An 18,207-nucleotide genomic window follows, 5' to 3' on the forward strand; every position below is an offset into this window, starting at 1 on the left:
CGTGACTGCGGAGACCTCTCAGACGCTCGACCGTGGACTACGGGTTCTCAAACTGCTCGCCGAGACCGATCACGGTCTGACCGTGACCGAACTGTCCAAACAGCTCGGCGTCAACCGCACCGTGGTCTACCGCCTGCTGGCCACCCTCGAACAGCACGCCCTGGTCCGCCGCGACACCAGCGGCCGGGCCCGGGTCGGCGTCGGCGTCCTGGGACTCACCCGCCAAGTGCACCCGCTGGTACGGGAAGCCGCGCTGCCCGCGCTGCGCGCCCTGGCCGAGGACGTCGGAGCCACCGCCCATCTCACCGTGGTCGACGGCAGTGACGCCCTCGCCGTCGCCGTCGTCGAACCGAGCTGGACCGACTACCACGTGGCGTACCGGGCCGGCTTCCGTCACCCCCTGGACCGGGGCGCGGCCGGGCGCGCCATACTGACCGGCCGCTGCAAGGACATCCAGGACGAGGAGGGGTTCGTCCTCACCCACGGCGAACTGGAGGCGGGCGCCAGCGGTGCCGCCGCCCCGCTGCCGCGCGACTGCGGCATCGAGGGGAGCGTCGGGGTCGTCATGCTGAACGAATCCGTCCCGCCGGACGTCGGCCCCCGCGTCGTCCGCGCCGCCCTCGAAGTCGCCGCCGTGCTGCGCTGACCGCCCGCGCCGGGCGCGGGCAGGACCACCCGGCGCCGCCCAGCGGCGACCCTCGTCCGCCGGTCCGGCCGTACCCGCCGGGCCCGGCGCCGTCCACGGCCCGCCGCACGCCGGTGCCGCCACCGTCCCGGCCCTCGGCGGGAGGGGGCCCGCCGCGTGCGTTAGATTCGGCGGCATGTCCGCCCTCACCAAGTCGCTGACCGGCCGGCGCCGTACCTGGGCGCTCGCCGCGTGCGGCGCGCTGTTCGCCGCGCTGCTCGCGGTCGCCGCCTTCGCGCCGCTGCCGTTCGCCGTCGCGCACCCCGGCCCCACCGCCGACGTGCTGGGCGACAGCGACGGCAAGCCCGTCATCACCATCACCGGCGCCCCGGTGCGCGAACCCGAGGGCGAGCTGCGGATGACGACCATCACCGCCACCGCACCGGACGCCTCCGTACATCTCACCGATGTCCTCGGCGGCTACTTCGCCTCCGACCAGGCGGTGCTGCCCACCGAAGCGGTCTACCCGGTGGGTGACTCGGTCCAGGAGATCCAGCAGCACAACCGCGAACAGATGACCCAGTCCCAGCACTCCGCCGTCACCGCCGCCCTGGGCCACCTCGGCCGCGCCGACGAGGGCATCGACATCGCCCTCAGCCTGGACTCGGTCGGCGGCCCCAGCGCCGGACTGCTGTTCTCGCTCGGCATCGTCGACCTGCTGGACGGCGACGGTCACGGCGGCGACCTCACCGGCGGCGCGGTCATCGCCGGGACCGGCACCATCGACGCGGACGGCACCGTCGGCCCGGTCGGCGGCGTGCCGCTGAAGACCCAGGCGGCCAAGCGCGACGGCGCCACCGTCTTCCTCGTCCCGCGGGACGAGTGCGACGCCGCCACCGCCAACCTCCCCGACGGACTGCGCCTCATCCCGGTGACCACCCTGTCCGGCGCCATCGACGATCTGCGCGCGCTCGCGGCGGGGGAGTCCGTACCGGGTTGCTAGCCCAGGGCCCGGGGGGCGCCTGGCGACCCCGCACGAGCCCCGGCGGCAAAAAACCGCCCCCGCGAGTGCAGGTCGCGGGGGCGGTTGTGGGGGGTGGTGTTCTTACAGATTCCCCCGCCGCGCCTGTTCACGCTCGATTGCCTCGAAGAGAGCTTTGAAGTTCCCTTTGCCAAATCCCAGCGATCCGTGCCGCTCGATCATCTCGAAGAAGACCGTTGGCCGATCCTGTACCGGCTTCGTGAAGATCTGCAACAGGTAGCCGTCCTCGTCGCGGTCGGCCAGGATCTTCAGCTCCCGCAGCGTGTCCACCGGGACCCGCGTCTCGCCGACCCACTCGCCGAGTGTGTCGTAGTACGAGTCCGGCACGTCGAGGAACTCCACGCCCGCCGCCCGCATGGTGCGCACGGTGTGGATGATGTCCCCGGTGTTCAGGGCGATGTGCTGGACGCCGGGGCCGCCGTAGAACTCCAGGTACTCGTCGATCTGCGACTTCTTCTTGCCCGGCGCCGGCTCGTTGATCGGGAACTTCACCTTGCGGGTGCCGTCCGCCACCACCTTGGACATCAGCGCCGAGTACTCCGTCGCGATGTCGTCGCCCACGAACTCCTTCATATTCGTGAAGCCCATGACGTTGTTGTAGAACTCGACCCACTCGTTCATCCGGCCGAGTTCCACATTTCCCACACAGTGGTCGATCGCCTGGAACACCCGGCGCCGCCCCTCCGCCGGCGCGACCATCGGGCGCGCCGGCGTGAACCCCGGCAGGTAAGCCCCCTTGTAGCCGGAGCGCTCCACCAGCGTGTGCCGGGTCTCCCCGTAGGTCGAGATCGCCGCCAGGACCACCGTCCCGTCGTCGTCCGACAGCTCGTACGGCTCCGCGAGACCGTGCGCGCCCCGCGCCACCGCGTGCGCGTACGCCGCCCGGGCGTCGGGTACCTCGATCGCCAGATCGATCACCCCGTCCCCGTGCTCGGCGACATGCCGCGCCAGCTCCTTCCCGCGTTCGCCCGTCGGAGTGATGACCGAGGTGAAGACAAACCGGGCGCTTCCGGATTCCAGCACGTACGAAGCGGTCTCCCGGCTGCCGTTCTCCGGGCCCTGATAGGCGACGAGGGTCATCCCGAACGCCGTCGAGTAGTAATGCGCTGCCTGTTTGGCATTGCCCACCGCGAAGACGACCGCATCCATCCCCTGTACCGGGAACGGATCGGCCGGAGTGTGCTCAGTCATATGCGCAGGGTGCGCCCCCTCCGCAAGGTGCGCAATAGTTGTCGCGAGTGCTGGACATCCCGTACAGCCCCACGCGCGTAGCTCCGTACGGTGTGTACAGGTTGCCCAGTGGAGAGGAGCCCCGCATGGCGATCGACGAACTGGACGGCCGGCTGCTGGAACTGCTCGCGCGCGAGCCGCGCATCGGTGTACTGGAGGCATCCAGACGGCTGGGGGTCGCACGCGGCACCGCCCAGGCGCGTCTGGACAAGCTCCGCGCCACCGGGGTGATCCGGGGCTTCGGACCCGAGGTGGACCCGGCGGCCATCGGCTTCCCGGTGACGGCCTTCGCCACCCTGGAGATCAAGCAGGGACGCGGGGGAGAGGTGCGCGCCCATCTCGCCTCCGTTCCCGAGGTGTTGGAACTGCACACCATCACCGGCCAGGGCGACATGCTGTGCCGCCTCGTCGCCCGCTCCAACGCCGATCTCCAGCGCGTCATCGACGAGGTCGTGGGCTTCGACGGCATCGTCCGCTCCGCCACCGCCATCGTCATGGAGAACCCGGTGCCCTACCGCACCACCCCGCTCGTGCGGCACGCCGCGCACCCGCACCCGTACCCGCGTCCCCGGCCGCAGGCTCACCTGTCACCGTCGGACAGCCCGTCGAGCGGCCCCCACAGGTCGCCGCCGCCCGGGTAGCAGTCGTCACCCGGCGCCGGGGTCAGCAGGGCGAACAACTCCTCCTCCAGATCGGTGTTCTCGGACTCGGTGCCCGGCGGTACGAGGCGCAGCGTGCGCTCCAACCACGCCGACACCGCCACCGCGGGCGCCTGGATCAGCGCGTCGCCGTCGGGTGAACTCAGCGCCACACAGATGACGCTGCGCGTGTCGATCTTCGTCGGCCACACCCGCACATCGCCGTGCCCGGAGGGCCGGAAGACACCTTCCACCAGCAACTCGCGGGAGAACGTCCAGTACACGGGGGTGTCCGAGCCGAAGTGGAAGGTGATGTGGACGGCGTACGGGTCATCGGACCTGTACACGAAGCGGGCCGGTACCGGGATGCTGCGCTCCGGCGAGAGCACCAGCTGGAGTTCGACGTCCCGTTCGACGGTGGTGTTCATGCGCTGCGTCGCCCCTTCACATGCGTTCCTGTCAGTCAGGCACAGGGGGAGAGGGAGCAGCGGGCCGATCCTTACGCCGCTTTGGAGATTTTTCTGCGAAGGGTGCGTGTCGGCAGGCCGCCGCACCGCCGGTGGCCTGCCGTACGGGACACTGTCGTCGACGTAGCTGTATCTGCCGCCCCGCCGGGGGACGTACCATGCATACCCGGCGACGGCCCGCAGACAGCCCAGTAGGACGAGGAGATTCAGGACCGCTCATGAGCTCCCCACCCGCAGGAAGCGCCGGCGGAAGCCCGGGGCCCAACTGGTATCCGGACCCGTCGATTCCCGGCTACATCCGGTACTGGAACGGCGCCGCCTGGATGCCCGGCACCAGCCGCCCGGAGCCACGGGACGGGGAGCAGCTGCCCGCACCGCCGCCCGGGGCACCCGCGCCCGCCCTTCCGGAGCCGGCTCCCGAGGCACGGGCGCTGCCCGAGCTGGAGCCCGCGCGCCGGGCCGGGGAGGAGGACGCGCAGGCCGCGCCCGTGGCGCCCGCGCAGAAGCCCGACCCTCGCATCGACCCCCGGGGCCAGTTCCTGCGTGCGACGCCGGGGCGTGAGCCCCAGCTGCAGGCGCAGGCCCAGCCGGAACCGCAGCCGCGGCAGCAGGCCCGGGCCGAACCGGAGCGGGTGCCGGAACAGCAGCGGCCGGCCGCCGCCGCGCCGGCCGCGCTGCCCGCCGTGCCCGAGCAGCAGGCCCGGCCGGTGCAGCCCGCGCAGGCCCGTTCGGTGCCGCCGGAGCGGCCGCACGAGCAGACCGCCCAACTGCGGCTGCCCAAGGGGGAGTCCTGGCAGCACCAGGTGCGCGAACTCGCCCAGCAGGCACCGCAGCAGCAGGCCCCGCAGCCGCTGCCGCCCCTCCCGGTCCCGCAGCAGCAGCAACAACAGCACCTGCCGGTGGCCCAGCCGCAGCCCCAGCCGCAGCAGGCAGCACCGCAACTCCAGGCCGCGTCCGCCCAGTCGCCGTTCCTGCGGTCGCACCAGGCGGACCCGCTCACCCCGCTGCCCTTCAGCAAGGACGCGATCTTCGGCGCGGGCGACCAGCTGTACCCGGCCGGTCTCGGCCGCCGGCTGCTGGCCCGGCTGATCGATTCCCTGCTCCCGGTGGGTGCCGCCGCCGCGATGGCGGCCATGGTCATCGGAGACGCCAGGGACCACATCCAGCAGCAGATCGACGCGGCCAACGAGGCCGGGGTGACCCGGGAGATCTGGCTGATCGACGGCACCACGGGCGGCTACCTGGCCATGGTGCTGGGCGTCTTCCTGGTGGCGGGTTTCCTCTTCGAGGCGCTGCCCACGGCGCTGTGGAGCCGTTCCCCGGGCAAGGCCCTGTGCAAGCTGCGGGTGCTGGACCTCCAGAGCCAGGTCAAGCCCACCTTCGGGGCCGCGCTGTCGCGCTGGTTCCTGTACAGCGTCCTGGGGATCCTGGTGATCGGGATCGTCAACGTGCTGTGGGGTGTGCGCGATCGCCCCTGGCACCAGTGCTGGCACGACAAGGCGGCGGGCACCTTCGTCGCACGCTGACCCGGTCGCGGCCCCCGATGACCTCCGGGCGGAGGTCATCGGGGGCCCTCCCGTGTGCGGGACCGGTACGACCGGTGCTCGTCGGTGGGGCCGCTCACGCCCGGGCCCGTACCGGTCCGCGGGTACCCCCACGGCGCAATGTGTCCCCCGAACGCCCCACGCCGGATGCGTGGGGCGCACGGCCGGGGTCGACTCGGGCCATGAACACTGACCAGCCCCAGCCACCGCCCGGTGACGAGCCGGACCCGCCGGCCGACGACGGCCGGGAGTCCGCCGGCGAGCCCCGTCCGCCGGACCGGCCGGAGGGGCGTGACGGCGGTCCTCCGGAGCACGGGCCGGCCGGTGGCGCGTCACCTCAGGAGGGGGCCGAGGGCCCTTCCGCGGTGCCGCCCCCCAGCGGTGGCGGTACGGGCGAACCGGCCGCCGGTCCGGGGTCCGGGGGACAGTCCCCGAGTGGTCCGGGTACCGGGGCGCAGCCCCCCAGCGGTCCGGGGTCCGGGGCGTCGCCGCCCTCCGGGCCCGCCGAGCCTCCTCCGCCCTCCGGGCCCGGCTTTCCCAGTGCGCCGCCGCCATCGGGTGAGGTGCCCGGTTCGGCGGGCGGCCCGGGCCCGTACGGCGAGGCCGATCCGCTGGCGGGGATGCCGCCGTTGCCCTCCCGGGGGCGGCGGCTGGTGGCGCGGATCATCGACGCGCTGATCATCGGCATCCCGATGTCCCTGCTGCTGTGGGCGATCACCGGCGACCGCAACTACGACACCGCCTCCAGCAGCAACTACCTCCAGCAGGCCGCCATCATCATCGTGTACTTCGTATACGAGGGCGCGATGCTCAGCGCGCGGGGGCAGACGCTCGGCAAGATGGCCATGCGGATCCGGGTGGCGATGCTGGAGAACGGGGCTGTGCCGCACGGCAGTCCCGGGTGGTTCCGGGCCGCGGTGTACTCCCTGCCGGAGCTGCTGCCCTGCTTCGGCTTCATCTTCTGGCTGGTCAACGTGCTCAACTGCACCTGGGACAAGCCCTACCGGCAGTGTCTGCACGACAAGGCGGCCAGGACCGTTGTGGTCTCGACCGCCTGATCGGGTCGTGCCGATGCCGGTGCGGGCGCCGTTGGTGGGCGGGGGTCGCCCGGGTGGCCGGCTCAGACGCGCGCGTGCGACCGCTCCACGGGCCGGTGCGCCGGGCGCTCCGCGGCTCGTTCGGCAGGCGGGGGCCCGGGCTCGGAACGGGCAGCCGACGGCTGCGACCGGGGCCCGGAGCGGGCCCGCGCGATCATCGTCACGCTGATGCCGAGCACCAGTGCCAGCGCGGCGATCGCCACGAGCGCCGGGATGGTCTCCGCTCCGGTGGTCAGGAGCAGGACGAGGGTGGTGACCAGGACCGTGCCCGAACCGTAGGCGATCTGCACGGGGGTCGGATGCGGAAGCGGCATGGCGAAGTCCGTCCTGAGGGTGGGGTGCTGGTGCCTGGGGTGCCGTTCGTGGGTCGGGGTGCTACGGGCGTGCATGCCCGCACGCTACGAGCTTGATGCCTCCGGCAGGTGCCGTCGGACCGGAGCATGGGGGGCGCACGGAGTCATATATCAACAGATCGTGAAATGAACATGAGATTCCGTGATCGTTCTCGGCAGGATCTGTCTTTTTGACGTGACCTCGTGTCCAATGCCTGTGATCACAGACCATGTTCGCGACAAAGGACAGACATCAGAGTGAACATTCGAGGCAGATCCACAAGATCTACCACCCTCGCCGCGGCTACGGCCATCGCTGCCCTGACCGCCGCCGTCCTCGTCCCCGCCGGCACCGCCCAGGCGGCCGCCACCAGCGCTGACGACGCCACCGGAGTCCCCGCCGACCAGCAACTCTTCGCCGCGGAACCGCATCTGGAGAACCCGCTCGGCGAGAAGCGCGAAGCGCTCAAGCAGGAGGCCCACCAGCAGCTGATCACCGGTCAGGCCCGCCCCCGCGCGCAGCACGGCTCCGAGGTGGTCGAGCTGAGCGACGGCGAGTTCGTCGAGGTGGCCACCACCGGCACGGACAAGATCTTCACCATCCTGGTCGAGTTCGGCGACGAGATCCACCCGGAGTTCGGCGGCACCCGGGGCCCGCTGGCCAACGAGATCGCCGAGCCGGACCGTTCGGTGGACAACAGCACCATCTGGCAGAAGGACTTCAGCCGGGAGCACTACCAGGAGCTGTACTACGGCACGGACCCCGCCGTCCCGTCGGTCAAGCAGTACTTCGAGAGCCAGTCCTCGGGCCGCTACTCCATCGACGGCACCGTCACCGACTGGGTCAAGGTCGACTACAACGAGGCGCGGTACGGCAACAGCGCCTGCGGCTCCAACGTCTGCCGTTCCGTGTGGGAGGTCGTCACCGACGGCGTCAACGCCTGGTACGACGACCAGATCGCCCGCGGTCTCTCCCCGGACGAGGTCCGCGAGATCCTCTCCGAGTACGACCAGTACGACCGCTACGACTACAACAACGACGGCAACTTCAACGAGCCGGACGGCTACCTCGACCACTTCCAGATCGTGCACGCCGGTGAGGACGCCTCGGCCGGCGGCGGGGCGCAGGGTGACGACGCCATCTGGGCACACCGCTGGTACGCCTACGCCGACCAGGTCGGCCTGACCGGGCCGCCGCAGAACCTCGCCGGCGGCGTGGAGATCGGCGACAGCGGCATCTGGGTCGGCGACTACACCATCCAGCCCGAGAACGGCGGCGTCGGCGTCTTCGCCCACGAGTACGCGCACGACCTGGGCCTGCCCGACCTGTACGACACCTCGGGCGGCGAGAACGGCACCGGCTTCTGGTCGGCGATGTCCTCCGGTTCGTGGCTGAGCGACAAGAACGACGGCGCGATCGGCACCCTGCCCAACGACATGGGCCCGTGGGAGAAGCTGCAACTGGGCTGGCTGGACTACGACGTGGCCCGGGCCGCGACCCGCTCCACCCACGTCCTGGGCGCCTCCGCGGACCAGTTCCCCGAGGGCAACCGCCGCTTCGACTCCCAGGCGCTGGTGGTCGAGCTGCCCGCCAAGACCGTCACCACCGACCTGGTCGCCCCCGCCCAGGGCGAGACCCAGTGGTGGAGCGGCAGCGGCGACAGCCTGTCCAACACCCTCACCCGCACCGTCGACCTGACCGGCGCGTCCACCGCCTCCCTGGACCTCAGCGGCTGGTGGAGCATCGAGGAGGACTACGACTTCCTGTACGTGGAGGCCTCCACCGACGGCGGCGCCACCTTCACCCCGCTGGCCGGTACGGGCGACGGCGCGCCGCTGCCCACCGACAGCGCCGGACGCACCGCGCTGCACGGTGAGTCGGGCGGCCAGGTGGCCCTGTCCTACCCGCTGGACGCCTTCGCCGGGCAGACCATCGAACTGCGCTTCCGCTACCTCACCGACGGTGCGCTGGCCGAACTCGGCTTCACCGCCGACGAGATCACCATCACCGCCGACGGCGCCACCGTCTTCTCCGACGACGCCGAGAACGGCGAGGGCGACTGGAAGGTGAACGGCTTCTCCCTCGTGGGAGCCTCGATCACCGACGACTACCCGCAGTTCTACATCGCGGAGAACCGCCAGTACACCGGCTTCGACCGGACGCTGAAGCACGGCCCGTACAACTTCGGCTTCCTGGACACGAAGGACGACTGGGTCGAGCACTACGCCTACCAGTCGGGCCTGCTGGTGTGGCTGTGGGACACCTCGCAGAGCAACAACAACACCCGCCAGCACCCGGGCGAGGGCCTGATCCTGCCCGTCGACGCCTCCCCGGTGGCCGAGAAGTGGTCGGACGGCACGCTGTTGCGCAACCGCATCCAGTCCCGGGACGCCACCTTCAGCCTGTACTCGACGCCGAAGCTGACGCTGCACAAGGACAGCGTGGCCACCACGCTGCCCGGGCACCGCGGCGTGCCGGTCTTCGACGACCGCAAGGGCGACTACTGGGACCCGGCGAACCCGTGGAACAGCGTGGTCGTGCCGGACACCAACACCAAGATCACCATCTTGACGCAGTCGCCCACCGGCAGCGGCAAGATCCCGATGGTCCTCCAGGTGGCACCCAGCACCCGATGACCCCGCGTAGTCGCACGATCACCTGATGTCTTCCGGCCGTCGCCCCTTGTAGGGCGGCGGCCGGTCGGGTGAGTATGGCGGGGTCCCCCCCACTCACCGGGACCTCGAAGAAAGGTGTCTCATGGCCGACGGAGGCTTTGTCCGGCTGCCCGACGGCAGCGTCGTGGTCGCGCTGCAGCTGCCGCGCCCGGCGACCCACGACCGGATCCGGGTGCTGGTGCACGCCGCGAACCGGGCCAGGGCGCTGACCAGGCTGCGGAACCTGGGGCTGCGCGCCGTGTATCTGCGCGGCAACATGGCCCCGCCGACCCCGGACGAGATCACCGCCGTGCTGCACCACCCCGACGGGGCTCTGTGGCGCTGCAGCCCGCACCACGAGACGGAGCGCTGGCGCCCGATGGCGGCGCTGTGGGGCGCCACCCGGGCCCGTACCTCGCAGGAGGCACACATCTGGGCGGCGTGAGCCCGCGCCCGCCCCGCACGCCGCTCACCCCGCCCCCGCACCCCCGCGCGCCCCTGAGGGCGCGGCTCAGCCGGCGACGATCGCCTTGCCGGACAGTTCCACCCCGGCGTTCTCCAGCTCCCGCAGCGCCGCCTCCACGGTCTCCTGGCTGACCCCGGCGGTCAGGTCCAGCAGCACGTGGGTGCGGAACCCGGCGCGCACCGCGTCCAGCGCGGTGGCCTTCACACAGTGGTCGGTGGCGATCCCCACCACGTCGACCTCGGTCACCTGGTGGGCGCGCAGCCAGTCCGCGAGCGTGTTGCCATCGGCGTCGGCGCCCTCGAAGCCGCTGTACGCCGCCTCGTAGGCCCCCTTGTCGAAACAGGCGTCGATCGCGCCGGAGGCGACGGCGGGGGCGAAGTTCGGGTGGAAACCGATCCCCTCCGTGCCCGCCACGCAGTGCCGCGGCCAGGAGTCCCGGAAGTCCGGGGTGTCGGAGAAGTGGCCACCGGGATCGATGTGGTGATCACGCGTGGCCACCACGTGCCGGTAGCCGGGAGTGCTGTCCCCGATCAGATCCGTGATGGCGGCCGCCACGTCGGCTCCGCCGGCGACCGGCAGGGCACCCCCTTCGCAGAAGTCGTTCTGTACGTCGACGACGATGAGTGCGCGGTGCATGACGAACACCCTTTCGCTGGTTCCGGTCTCGAACGGTATCGGGTGCAAGGCCGACCACTTCCGAGGCTAAGGCTCCAGGCGTGCCGGGGGCGAGGGCTCACGCCGGGGGCACGGTCACAGCCTGCGGTCGTGCTTTGGCCTCAGATGTACTCCGTGCGCAGGACGGGCTCCCCCTGGGACAGCTGGGTGGCCGACAGGGGCAGCAGGTCACGGGCCGCCCGGTGCCGGTCACGGGCGGCGTCCAGCCGCTCGCGCGCGACCGCGCGCCCCTCCCGCATCAGGTCCACGCTCAGCAGCCGTCCGGACAGCTCGGGCGGCACCTCGCCGGTGCCGATGACCTCGGCCTCGGCGATCCCGTCCGCGTCCGGGCGGCGCGCCGCCCACTTCACCCCGCCGATGGACAGCTTCCCGCCGGAGGACTTCTTGGCCACCGGCTCCAGGGGCGCGTGGGGCCCGTCCCCGGTGGCGCGGGCGACCATCTTGTACACCATGGAGCAGGTCGGGTGCCCGCTGCCGGTCACCAGCCGGGTGCCGACCCCGTACGCGTCCACCGGTGCGGCGGCCAGCGAGGCGATCGCGTACTCGTCCAGATCGCTGGTGACCACGATCCGGGTGTCCCGGGCGCCCAGCTCGTCCAGCTGGCGGCGCACCCGGTGGGCGACCAGCAGCAGGTCGCCGGAGTCGATGCGGACCGCGCCGAGACCGGGCCCGGCCACCTCCACGGCGGTGCGCACCGCCTCGGTCACGTCGTAGGTGTCCACGAGCAGGGTGGTCCCGGTGCCCAGCGCGTCGACCTGGGCGACGAAGGCGTCCCGCTCGCTGTCGTGCAGCAGGGTGAAGGCGTGCGCGCTGGTGCCCACGGTGGGGATGCCGTAGCGGAAGCCGGCGGCCAGGTCTGAGGTGGAGGAGAAGCCGCCGACGTACGCGGCGCGCGAGGCGGCGACGGCGGCCAGCTCGTGGGTGCGCCGGGCACCCATCTCGATCAGCGGGCGGCCGGCGGCGGCCACGTCCATCCGGGAGGCGGCGGCGGCGATGGCCGAGTCGTGGTTGAGGATCGACAGGATCACCGTCTCCAGCAGGACGCACTCGGCGAAGGTGCCGGAGACCTGCAGGACGGGCGAGCCGGGGAAGTACACCTCCCCCTCGGGGTAGCCGCGCACGGTGCCGGTGAAGCGGTAGTCGGCCAGCCAGCGCAGCGTGGGCTCGTCCACGACCCGCGCCTCGCGCAGATAGTCCAGCAGGGGTGGGTCGAAGCGGAAGTTCTCCACGGCGTCCAGCACGCGGCCGGTGCCGGCCAGCACACCGTAGCGGCGGCCTTCGGGAAGGCGCCGGGTGAAGACCTCGAAGACGGTGCGGCGGTGCGCGGTTCCGGCGCGCAGCGCGGCCTGCAGCATGGTCAGCTCGTACTGATCGGTGAACAGCGCGGTCGAGGGCACCGCCACCGGCAGTCCCAGCTCCAAGTCATCCATGGGGACAGCGTACCCCCCATCTCGTCAGAGTGACGATATTGGGGTGTGTGGCAGCATGGGACCTGTGAGTGCCATCCCCATGGAGGTCGAGCGCACCCAGTCCGAGGAAGCTCCGGTGCAGGTGCCCGAGCCCGAGGTGCCGTGGGTGACGATCGTGCACAACGACCCCGTTAACCTGATGAGTTATGTGACCTACGTCTTCCAGGCGTATTTCGGCTATTCGAAGGACAAGGCCAAGAAGCTGATGCTCGACGTACATCACAAGGGCCGGGCCGTGGTCTCCGAAGGGAGCCGCGAGGAAATGGAGCGGGACGTGCAGGCGATGCACGGCTACGGCCTGTGGGCGACGCTCTCCCAGGACCGGTGATGACGGGTTACTTCGAACGCGCGGGTGGTCCGGACGGCGGCGCGGCGGTCGCGCTGGACGAGATCGAGATCTCCATTCTGCGCAGCCTCGCCGTCCAGCTGGTGGAACTGATCGGTCCCGGCGGGCGGGCCGAGAGCGTCGGTGACGAACTCGACGCGCTGTTTTCCGAGGGGCCGAGCGAAGCGCCCACGGATCCCGCTCTCGCCCGGCTGTTCCCGGACGCCTATCACGGCCCCGACGACGGCGATCAGGACGAGCGTTCCCGGGAGCACTCGGCGGAGTTCCGCCGCTTCACCGAGGACGATCTGCGGGCGGGCAAGCGGGAGAATCTGCTGACCGTCATCCGGGCACTGGACGGTCTCTCCGGGCAGGAAAACGGGCCCGGCGGGGCAGTTCTCACTCTCACGCCGGAGGAATCGCAGGCGTGGCTGCGCGCCCTGAACGATCTCCGGCTGGCCATCGGTGTGCGGCTGGACATCAGCAAGGACGACGACAGCGACCGGCTGTTCCACCTCCCCGACGAGGACCCGGACAAGCCTCTGGTGATGGCCTATCTGTGGCTGGGGGGCCTTCAGGAATCGCTGATCGCCACTCTGTTGCCCTGAGAGGTTCCGGCATTGAGTGTGGGTAATGTGACCATTGCCCACCGTGTGATGTGTGCCACATCGTGTTCACAGTGTTGCGTGGTAGGAAATTCCCCATCTGAAATGGCCCCGGCGCACGACGCGCAGTGCCTTTCTTCCCCACCAGCAGCCAGAGGAATCCCCACCCATGTCCTGGACTGATGACGTCGACAAGGCGATCAGCGACTTCTTCGATCCGCTCAGCAGCACGCTGTCGGACATCGTCTTCTACAACGTCCCGGTCTTCGGGGCCGAATTCCCGGTGATCGTGGCCTGGCTGGCGATCGCCGGCTTCGTCTTCACCATCTACTTCGGCTTCGCCCAGATCCGCTACATCAAGCTCGCCCTCAAGTTTGTCAGCGGGAAGTATGAGCAAAAGGATGCACCCGGCGAAATCAGTCACTTCCAGGCGCTGACCTCTGCGGTCTCCGGCACCGTCGGCCTCGGCAATATCGCCGGTGTGGCCGTCGCCGTCTCCCTGGGTGGCCCGGGTGCCACCTTCTGGATGATTCTGTGCGGCTTCCTCGGCATGGCGACGAAATTCGTCGAATGCACCCTTGGGGTGAAATACCGCGAGATCGATGAGAACGGCCGGGTCACCGGCGGCCCCATGCTCTACCTGCGCAAGGGCCTCGCCGAGCGTGGCCTGCCCCAGCTCGGCCGGCTGATAGCTGCTCCCGCCGCGCTGATGGTGCTGCTCTTCGCGCTCTTCGGCGGCAACGTCCTCCAGGTCAACCAGTCCCTGGAGCAGATCGTCTCGGTCACCCAGGACTCCACCGACTTCTTCGCCGGTTCCGCCGGCTCGCTGCTCTTCGGCGTGCTGATGGCCGCGCTGGTCGCCCTGGTGCTGATCGGTGGCATCAAGTCCATCGGCGCGCTCACCTCCCGGCTCGTGCCCGGCATGGCGATCCTGTACGTCACCGCCTGTCTGATCGTCATCCTGTTCAACATCGGCCAGGTGCCCGACGCGATCAACGCCATCATCACGGGCGCCTTCAGCCCCGAGGGCGTCACCGGCGGTGTGATCGGCGCGCTGATCCAGGGCTTCCGGCGGGCCGCCTTCTCCAACGAGGCGGGCGTGGGCTCCGCCCCCATCGCCCACGCGGCGGTCAAGACCAAGCGTCCCGCCACCGAGGGCCTGGTGGCGATGATCGAGCCGTTCGTCGACACGGTCATCATCTGCACCATGACCGCCCTGACCATCATCATCGCCAGCGGCCCGGTCTACGAGGCCGCCCGGCAGTCCGACGAGCCGGTGGGTATCTCCATCACCTCCGACGCGTTCGCCACCGCGCTGCCCTGGTTCCCGAACATCCTCACCGTCGCGGTGCTGCTGTTCGCCTTCTCCACGCTGATCACCTGGTCGTACTACGGACAGAAGTCCTGGCACTACCTCTTCGGCGCCTCCAAGGTCAGCGACACCCTCTACAAGCTGGTGTTCTGCTTCTTCGTCATCATCGGCGCCATGATGTCGCTGGGCTCCCTGGTGGACCTCTCCGACAGCGCGCTGTTCCTGGCCGCCGTCTTCAACATCATCGGGCTCTACCTGCTGGCCCCGGTCGTGAAGCGGGAGCTGAAGAAGGTCCTGGAGTACGTCCGGCGCCGCGACGCCGGGCACACCGAGGAGGAGATCGAGGCCGACGAGCGCGCCGCGGAAGCCGCCGAGGCCGCCGCCCGCACCGCCGGCAAGGACTCCCTGGTCAAGGACTGACCCCGGGCATGCACCACCCGCCCCCGGCCCGCCACGGCGGCCGGGGGCGGTCGTATGGTGGGCCGCATGCTGACCATCACCCAGGAGCTGCACGACGCGATCCTCGCCCACGCCCGCAGGGACCACCCGGACGAGGCCTGCGGCGTCATCGCCGGACCGGCCGGCGGCGACCGCCCTGAGCGCTTCATCCCGATGCTCAACGCGGCCCGCTCGCCCACGTTCTACGAGTTCGACTCCGGTGATCTGCTGCGCCTGTACCGGGAGCTGGACGACCGCGACGAGGAGCCGGTGGTCATCTACCACTCGCACACCGCCACCGAGGCGTATCCCTCCCGCACCGACATCTCCTACGCCGGCGAGCCCGGCGCCCACTACGTGCTGGTCTCCACCGCCGAGTGCGGCAACGACGAAGGCCCCTTCTCCTTCCGCTCCTTCCGCATCGTGGACGAGCAGGTCACCGAGGAGGAGGTCCGCATCGTGGACGCCTACGGCGGCTGACCGGGAATCGATACGATGACCGCATGGTTGTCCCAGGCGTGCGCGGGCCCCGACCGGGCGCGCACACGGCCCGCCGTACCATCTGATCTGGAGCTTTCATGGCCATCGAGGTCCGCATCCCGACCATCCTGCGCACCTACACCGACGGCGAGAAGGCCGTGAACGGGGCCGGTGCGAACCTGGCCGAGCTGATCACGGACCTGGAGTCCCGGCACCCCGGCATCGAGGCCCGGCTGATCGACGACAAGGGCGAACTGCGCCGCTTCGTCAACGTCTATCTGAACGACGAGGACGTCCGCTTCCTGTCCGGCATCTCCACCGAGCTGGGCGACGGGGACCAGGTCACCATCCTGCCCGCCGTCGCCGGGGGCGCGCGCTGATGCGCTTCGACTCCCCGCTGGCCTCGGTCGGCAACACCCCCCTGGTGCGGCTGCCGAGGCTCTCCCCCTCCGACACGGTCCGGGTCTGGGCCAAGCTGGAGGACCGCAACCCGACCGGCTCCGTCAAGGACCGGCCCGCCCTCCACATGATCGAGCAGGCGGAGAAGGCGGGCCGGCTCACCCCGGGCTGCACCATCCTGGAGCCCACCTCGGGCAACACCGGGATCTCCCTGGCCATGGCCGCCAAGCTCAAGGGCTACTCGATGGTGTGCGTCATGCCGGAGAACACCTCCGCCGAACGCCGCCAGCTGCTCGCCATGTGGGGCGCCGAGATCATCTCCTCCCCGGCGGCCGGCGGCTCCAACACGGCCGTGCGGGTCGCCAAGGAACTGGCCGCCGAGCACCCCGAGTGGGTGATGCTCTACCAGTACGGCAACCCGGACAACGCCGGCGCGCACTACGCCACCACCGGCCCGGAGATCCTCGCCGACCTGTCCTCCGTGACCCACTTCGTTGCCGGTCTGGGCACCACCGGCACCCTGATGGGCGTCGGCCGCTATCTGCGCGAGCAGCGCCCGGACGTGCGGATCGTGGCCGCCGAGCCGCGCTACGACGACCTGGTGTACGGGCTGCGCAACCTGGACGAGGGCTTCATCCCCGAGCTGTACGACGCCTCCGTCCTCACCACCCGTTTCTCGGTCGGCTCCGAGGACGCGGTGCGCCGCACCCGTGAGCTGCTGGAGCAGGAGGGCATCTTCGCCGGGGTCTCCACCGGCGCGGTGCTGCACGCCGCGCTGGGCGTCGCCCGCAAGGCGGTACGGGCCGGGGACGAGGCCGACATCGTCTTCGTCGTCGCGGACGGCGGCTGGAAGTACCTGTCCACCGGCATCTACACGGCAGCCAGCACCGAGGAGGCCGTGGAACTGCTCAAGGGCCAGCTCTGGGCCTGACAGCCGCCCCCGCGCTCGGTTCACGCTGAGTGTCGGTATGCTCACGTACAGTCCATGACGTGAGTGTGCACAGCTATACCGGCCGGCAGAGCGAGGCCCAGCGGCCCATGTGGCGCTGGTTCACGGACCGGGACTCGATCGCGCGGCGCCTGGACTGGCCGCTGCTGGGCGCCGCGCTGGCCCTGTCCCTGCTCGGCGCCACCGTGGTCTACTCGGCCACCCGCGCCCGTACCGACCTCACCGGCGACGACCCGTACTTCTTCCTGATGCGGCACCTGCTGAACATCTGCATCGGCTGCGGCCTGGCCGCCCTCGTGGTCTGGCTGGGGCACAGCAGACTGCGCGACCTGGTCCCCGTGCTGTACGCGGGCACCCTGCTGCTGTGCCTGCTGGTGCTCAGCCCGCTGGGCAGCAATGTGAACGGCTCCCAGAGCTGGATCCAGCTGGGCGGCGGCTTCGCGTTCCAGCCCTCCGAACTGGTGAAGGTGTCCGTCATCCTGGCCATGGCCACCCTGCTGGCCGCCGGGGTGGAGGGGGACAACAACTCGGTGCCCGACACCCCCGCCGTGCTGCGGGCGCTGGGCCTGGTCGCGGTCCCCGCGGTGCTCATCCTGGCCACCCCCGACGTGGGGACGACCCTGGTGCTGGCGGCCATCGCGCTCGGCGTGCTGATGTCCTCCGGCGCCGCGCGCCGCTGGATCATCGGCCTGGTGACGGCCGGGCTGCTGCTGGCCGTCGCGGTGTGGCTGCTGGGCGTGCTCGACCAGTACCAGATCAACCGGTTCGCGGCGTTCGCCAACCCCGCCCTGGACCCGGCGGGGGTCGGGTACAACACCAACCAGGCGCGGATCGCGATCGGTTCGGGCGGACTGTTCGGACAGGGCCTGTTCCACGGGAGCCAGACGCTGGGTCAGTTCGTGCCCGAGCAGCACACCGACTTCATCTTCACGGTGGTGGGGGAGGAGCTCGGCTTCGTGGGCGGGGCGGCGGTCATCGGCCTGTTCGGCGTCATCATGTGGCGCGGCTGCGTGATCGCCATGAAGTCCCCGGACGTGTACGGCACGATCGTGGCCGGCGGCATCGTCACCTGGATCGCCTTCCAGTCCTTCGAGAACATGGGTATGGCCCTGGGCATCATGCCGGTCACCGGGGTGCCGCTGCCGTTCCTGTCCTACGGGGGCTCCTCCACCTTCGCGATCTGGATCGCGGTGGGGCTGCTGCTGGCCATCCAGGTGCGCCGCAAGACGAAACTGAACTAGCGCGCTCGGCCCCGGCCGGCGGGCCCGTCGCCCCCGTCGCCCCCGTCGTTCCCGTCGTCCCGGCGTCCGCCGCGGCCCCACGGCCGCCGCCGGCGCGCCCGGCCGGAGCCGTGCGTGCCGAGCCGGGCGACACCGTCGACGAGCGCGGCGACCAGCGCCACGCCGGCGATCACCAACAGGACAATCCACCACAAGACGTCCACACTCCGACCGTACCC

The 18,207-nt window shown here is 70.7% G+C and carries 20 protein-coding genes; 14 read left to right on the forward strand and 6 right to left on the reverse strand.

Features of this window, described 5'->3' with window-relative positions; genetic code table 11:
* Position 1: 1 nt before the first annotated feature.
* Positions 2–646 (forward strand): IclR family transcriptional regulator, encoded by a 645-nt coding sequence (locus tag SXIM_RS19250; RefSeq protein WP_030736950.1) that lies wholly within the window; start codon positions 2–4, stop codon positions 644–646.
* Positions 647–821: 175 nt separating this feature from the next.
* Positions 822–1,628: a S16 family serine protease gene (locus tag SXIM_RS19255; protein ID WP_046724760.1), complete on the forward strand. Its 807-nt coding sequence runs from the start codon at positions 822–824 to the stop codon at positions 1,626–1,628.
* A 102-nt stretch (positions 1,629–1,730) separates the two neighbouring features.
* Here the strand turns inward: SXIM_RS19255 and hppD are convergent, their stop codons facing one another.
* A complete protein-coding gene (gene hppD, locus SXIM_RS19260; RefSeq protein ID WP_030736944.1) occupies positions 1,731–2,858 on the reverse strand; it encodes a 4-hydroxyphenylpyruvate dioxygenase in 1,128 nt (375 codons plus the stop codon).
* A 125-nt stretch (positions 2,859–2,983) separates the two neighbouring features.
* On the opposite strand from hppD, the gene SXIM_RS19265 reads away from it, so the two are divergent.
* Positions 2,984–3,538 (forward strand): Lrp/AsnC family transcriptional regulator, encoded by a 555-nt coding sequence (locus SXIM_RS19265; RefSeq protein WP_046724761.1) that lies wholly within the window; start codon positions 2,984–2,986, stop codon positions 3,536–3,538.
* Here SXIM_RS19265 and SXIM_RS19270 read toward each other — a convergent pair.
* The gene (locus SXIM_RS19270; protein ID WP_030736939.1) at positions 3,478–3,963 is read right to left on the reverse strand and encodes an SsgA family sporulation/cell division regulator; all 486 of its coding nucleotides are present in this window, start codon (positions 3,961–3,963) and stop codon (positions 3,478–3,480) included. The genes SXIM_RS19265 and SXIM_RS19270 overlap by 61 nt on opposite strands.
* Positions 3,964–4,220: 257 nt before the next feature.
* Here SXIM_RS19270 and SXIM_RS19275 point away from each other — a divergent pair, with 257 nt between their 5' ends.
* Positions 4,221–5,528: an RDD family protein gene (locus tag SXIM_RS19275; RefSeq protein ID WP_053116253.1), complete on the forward strand. Its 1,308-nt coding sequence runs from the start codon at positions 4,221–4,223 to the stop codon at positions 5,526–5,528.
* 581 nt (positions 5,529–6,109) lie between these two features.
* The gene (locus SXIM_RS19280) at positions 6,110–6,604 is read left to right on the forward strand and encodes an RDD family protein (protein ID WP_078635765.1); all 495 of its coding nucleotides are present in this window, start codon (positions 6,110–6,112) and stop codon (positions 6,602–6,604) included.
* Between the two features lie 62 nt (positions 6,605–6,666).
* Here the strand turns inward: SXIM_RS19280 and SXIM_RS19285 are convergent, their stop codons facing one another.
* Positions 6,667–7,032, reverse strand: coding sequence for a hypothetical protein (locus tag SXIM_RS19285; RefSeq protein ID WP_148236138.1), 366 nt, complete (start codon positions 7,030–7,032; stop codon positions 6,667–6,669).
* A 201-nt stretch (positions 7,033–7,233) separates the two neighbouring features.
* Here SXIM_RS19285 and SXIM_RS19290 point away from each other — a divergent pair, with 201 nt between their 5' ends.
* Together SXIM_RS19290 and SXIM_RS19295 are read left to right on the forward strand one after the other, a co-directional pair.
* Positions 7,234–9,612, forward strand: coding sequence for an immune inhibitor A domain-containing protein (locus tag SXIM_RS19290; RefSeq protein WP_030736930.1), 2,379 nt, complete (start codon positions 7,234–7,236; stop codon positions 9,610–9,612).
* Positions 9,613–9,733: 121 nt separating this feature from the next.
* Entirely contained in the window at positions 9,734–10,075 is a 342-nt protein-coding gene (locus SXIM_RS19295) for a hypothetical protein (protein ID WP_030736927.1), read from the forward strand.
* A gap of 66 nt (positions 10,076–10,141) precedes the next feature.
* Here SXIM_RS19295 and SXIM_RS19300 read toward each other — a convergent pair whose 3' ends face one another.
* Together SXIM_RS19300 and SXIM_RS19305 are read right to left on the reverse strand one after the other, a co-directional pair.
* Complete coding sequence (locus tag SXIM_RS19300; protein ID WP_030736925.1) at positions 10,142–10,732, reverse strand: isochorismatase family protein; 591 nt, start codon at positions 10,730–10,732, stop codon at positions 10,142–10,144.
* 140 nt (positions 10,733–10,872) lie between these two features.
* Positions 10,873–12,201 (reverse strand): nicotinate phosphoribosyltransferase, encoded by a 1,329-nt coding sequence (locus SXIM_RS19305; protein WP_030736923.1) that lies wholly within the window; start codon positions 12,199–12,201, stop codon positions 10,873–10,875.
* Between the two features lie 55 nt (positions 12,202–12,256).
* On the opposite strand from SXIM_RS19305, the gene clpS reads away from it, so the two are divergent.
* From clpS to rodA, 7 genes are all read left to right on the forward strand, one after another.
* Complete coding sequence (gene clpS, locus SXIM_RS19310) at positions 12,257–12,568, forward strand: ATP-dependent Clp protease adapter ClpS (protein ID WP_046725786.1); 312 nt, start codon at positions 12,257–12,259, stop codon at positions 12,566–12,568.
* The gene (locus tag SXIM_RS19315; protein WP_030736918.1) at positions 12,568–13,173 is read left to right on the forward strand and encodes a DUF2017 domain-containing protein; all 606 of its coding nucleotides are present in this window, start codon (positions 12,568–12,570) and stop codon (positions 13,171–13,173) included. Before clpS ends, SXIM_RS19315 begins: the two co-directional genes overlap by 1 nt.
* Before the next feature lie 166 nt (positions 13,174–13,339).
* Complete coding sequence (locus tag SXIM_RS19320; RefSeq protein ID WP_030736915.1) at positions 13,340–14,902, forward strand: alanine/glycine:cation symporter family protein; 1,563 nt, start codon at positions 13,340–13,342, stop codon at positions 14,900–14,902.
* A 66-nt stretch (positions 14,903–14,968) separates the two neighbouring features.
* Positions 14,969–15,400, forward strand: a complete 432-nt coding sequence (locus SXIM_RS19325) for a M67 family metallopeptidase (RefSeq protein ID WP_030736913.1) — start codon at positions 14,969–14,971, stop codon at positions 15,398–15,400.
* Positions 15,401–15,498: 98 nt separating this feature from the next.
* Positions 15,499–15,780, forward strand: a complete 282-nt coding sequence (locus SXIM_RS19330; RefSeq protein ID WP_030736910.1) for a MoaD/ThiS family protein — start codon at positions 15,499–15,501, stop codon at positions 15,778–15,780.
* Positions 15,780–16,730 carry a PLP-dependent cysteine synthase family protein gene (locus tag SXIM_RS19335; RefSeq protein ID WP_046724762.1) on the forward strand — a complete coding sequence of 317 codons (951 nt, stop codon included), beginning with the start codon at positions 15,780–15,782 and terminating at the stop codon, positions 16,728–16,730. Before SXIM_RS19330 ends, SXIM_RS19335 begins: the two co-directional genes overlap by 1 nt.
* Positions 16,731–16,837: 107 nt before the next feature.
* A complete protein-coding gene (gene rodA / locus SXIM_RS19340; protein ID WP_030736904.1) occupies positions 16,838–17,989 on the forward strand; it encodes a rod shape-determining protein RodA in 1,152 nt (383 codons plus the stop codon).
* Here rodA and SXIM_RS19345 read toward each other — a convergent pair.
* A complete protein-coding gene (locus tag SXIM_RS19345; protein ID WP_148236139.1) occupies positions 17,986–18,192 on the reverse strand; it encodes a hypothetical protein in 207 nt (68 codons plus the stop codon). The two genes, rodA and SXIM_RS19345, sit on opposite strands and share 4 nt — an antisense overlap.
* Between the last annotated feature and the right edge of the window lie 15 nt (positions 18,193–18,207).

Origin of the sequence: Streptomyces xiamenensis, from assembly GCF_000993785.3 — a bacterium.
In the GTDB taxonomy this organism is placed as follows: Bacteria; Actinomycetota; Actinomycetes; order Streptomycetales; family Streptomycetaceae; genus Streptomyces; species Streptomyces xiamenensis.

Coding starts and splice junctions, on each gene's coding strand:
- SXIM_RS19305 (WP_030736923.1), bottom strand. CDS start 12,201: ATGGATGACTTGGAGCTGGGACTGCCGGTGGCGGTGCCCTCGACCGCG.
- SXIM_RS19335 (WP_046724762.1), top strand. CDS start 15,780: ATGCGCTTCGACTCCCCGCTGGCCTCGGTCGGCAACACCCCCCTGGTG.
- SXIM_RS19275 (WP_053116253.1), top strand. CDS start 4,221: ATGAGCTCCCCACCCGCAGGAAGCGCCGGCGGAAGCCCGGGGCCCAAC.
- clpS (WP_046725786.1), top strand. CDS start 12,257: ATGGGACCTGTGAGTGCCATCCCCATGGAGGTCGAGCGCACCCAGTCC.
- SXIM_RS19300 (WP_030736925.1), bottom strand. CDS start 10,732: ATGCACCGCGCACTCATCGTCGTCGACGTACAGAACGACTTCTGCGAA.
- rodA (WP_030736904.1), top strand. CDS start 16,838: ATGTGGCGCTGGTTCACGGACCGGGACTCGATCGCGCGGCGCCTGGAC.
- SXIM_RS19325 (WP_030736913.1), top strand. CDS start 14,969: ATGCTGACCATCACCCAGGAGCTGCACGACGCGATCCTCGCCCACGCC.
- SXIM_RS19295 (WP_030736927.1), top strand. CDS start 9,734: ATGGCCGACGGAGGCTTTGTCCGGCTGCCCGACGGCAGCGTCGTGGTC.
- SXIM_RS19315 (WP_030736918.1), top strand. CDS start 12,568: ATGACGGGTTACTTCGAACGCGCGGGTGGTCCGGACGGCGGCGCGGCG.
- SXIM_RS19320 (WP_030736915.1), top strand. CDS start 13,340: ATGTCCTGGACTGATGACGTCGACAAGGCGATCAGCGACTTCTTCGAT.
- SXIM_RS19285 (WP_148236138.1), bottom strand. CDS start 7,032: ATGCACGCCCGTAGCACCCCGACCCACGAACGGCACCCCAGGCACCAG.
- hppD (WP_030736944.1), bottom strand. CDS start 2,858: ATGACTGAGCACACTCCGGCCGATCCGTTCCCGGTACAGGGGATGGAT.
- SXIM_RS19270 (WP_030736939.1), bottom strand. CDS start 3,963: ATGAACACCACCGTCGAACGGGACGTCGAACTCCAGCTGGTGCTCTCG.
- SXIM_RS19265 (WP_046724761.1), top strand. CDS start 2,984: ATGGCGATCGACGAACTGGACGGCCGGCTGCTGGAACTGCTCGCGCGC.
- SXIM_RS19330 (WP_030736910.1), top strand. CDS start 15,499: ATGGCCATCGAGGTCCGCATCCCGACCATCCTGCGCACCTACACCGAC.
- SXIM_RS19255 (WP_046724760.1), top strand. CDS start 822: ATGTCCGCCCTCACCAAGTCGCTGACCGGCCGGCGCCGTACCTGGGCG.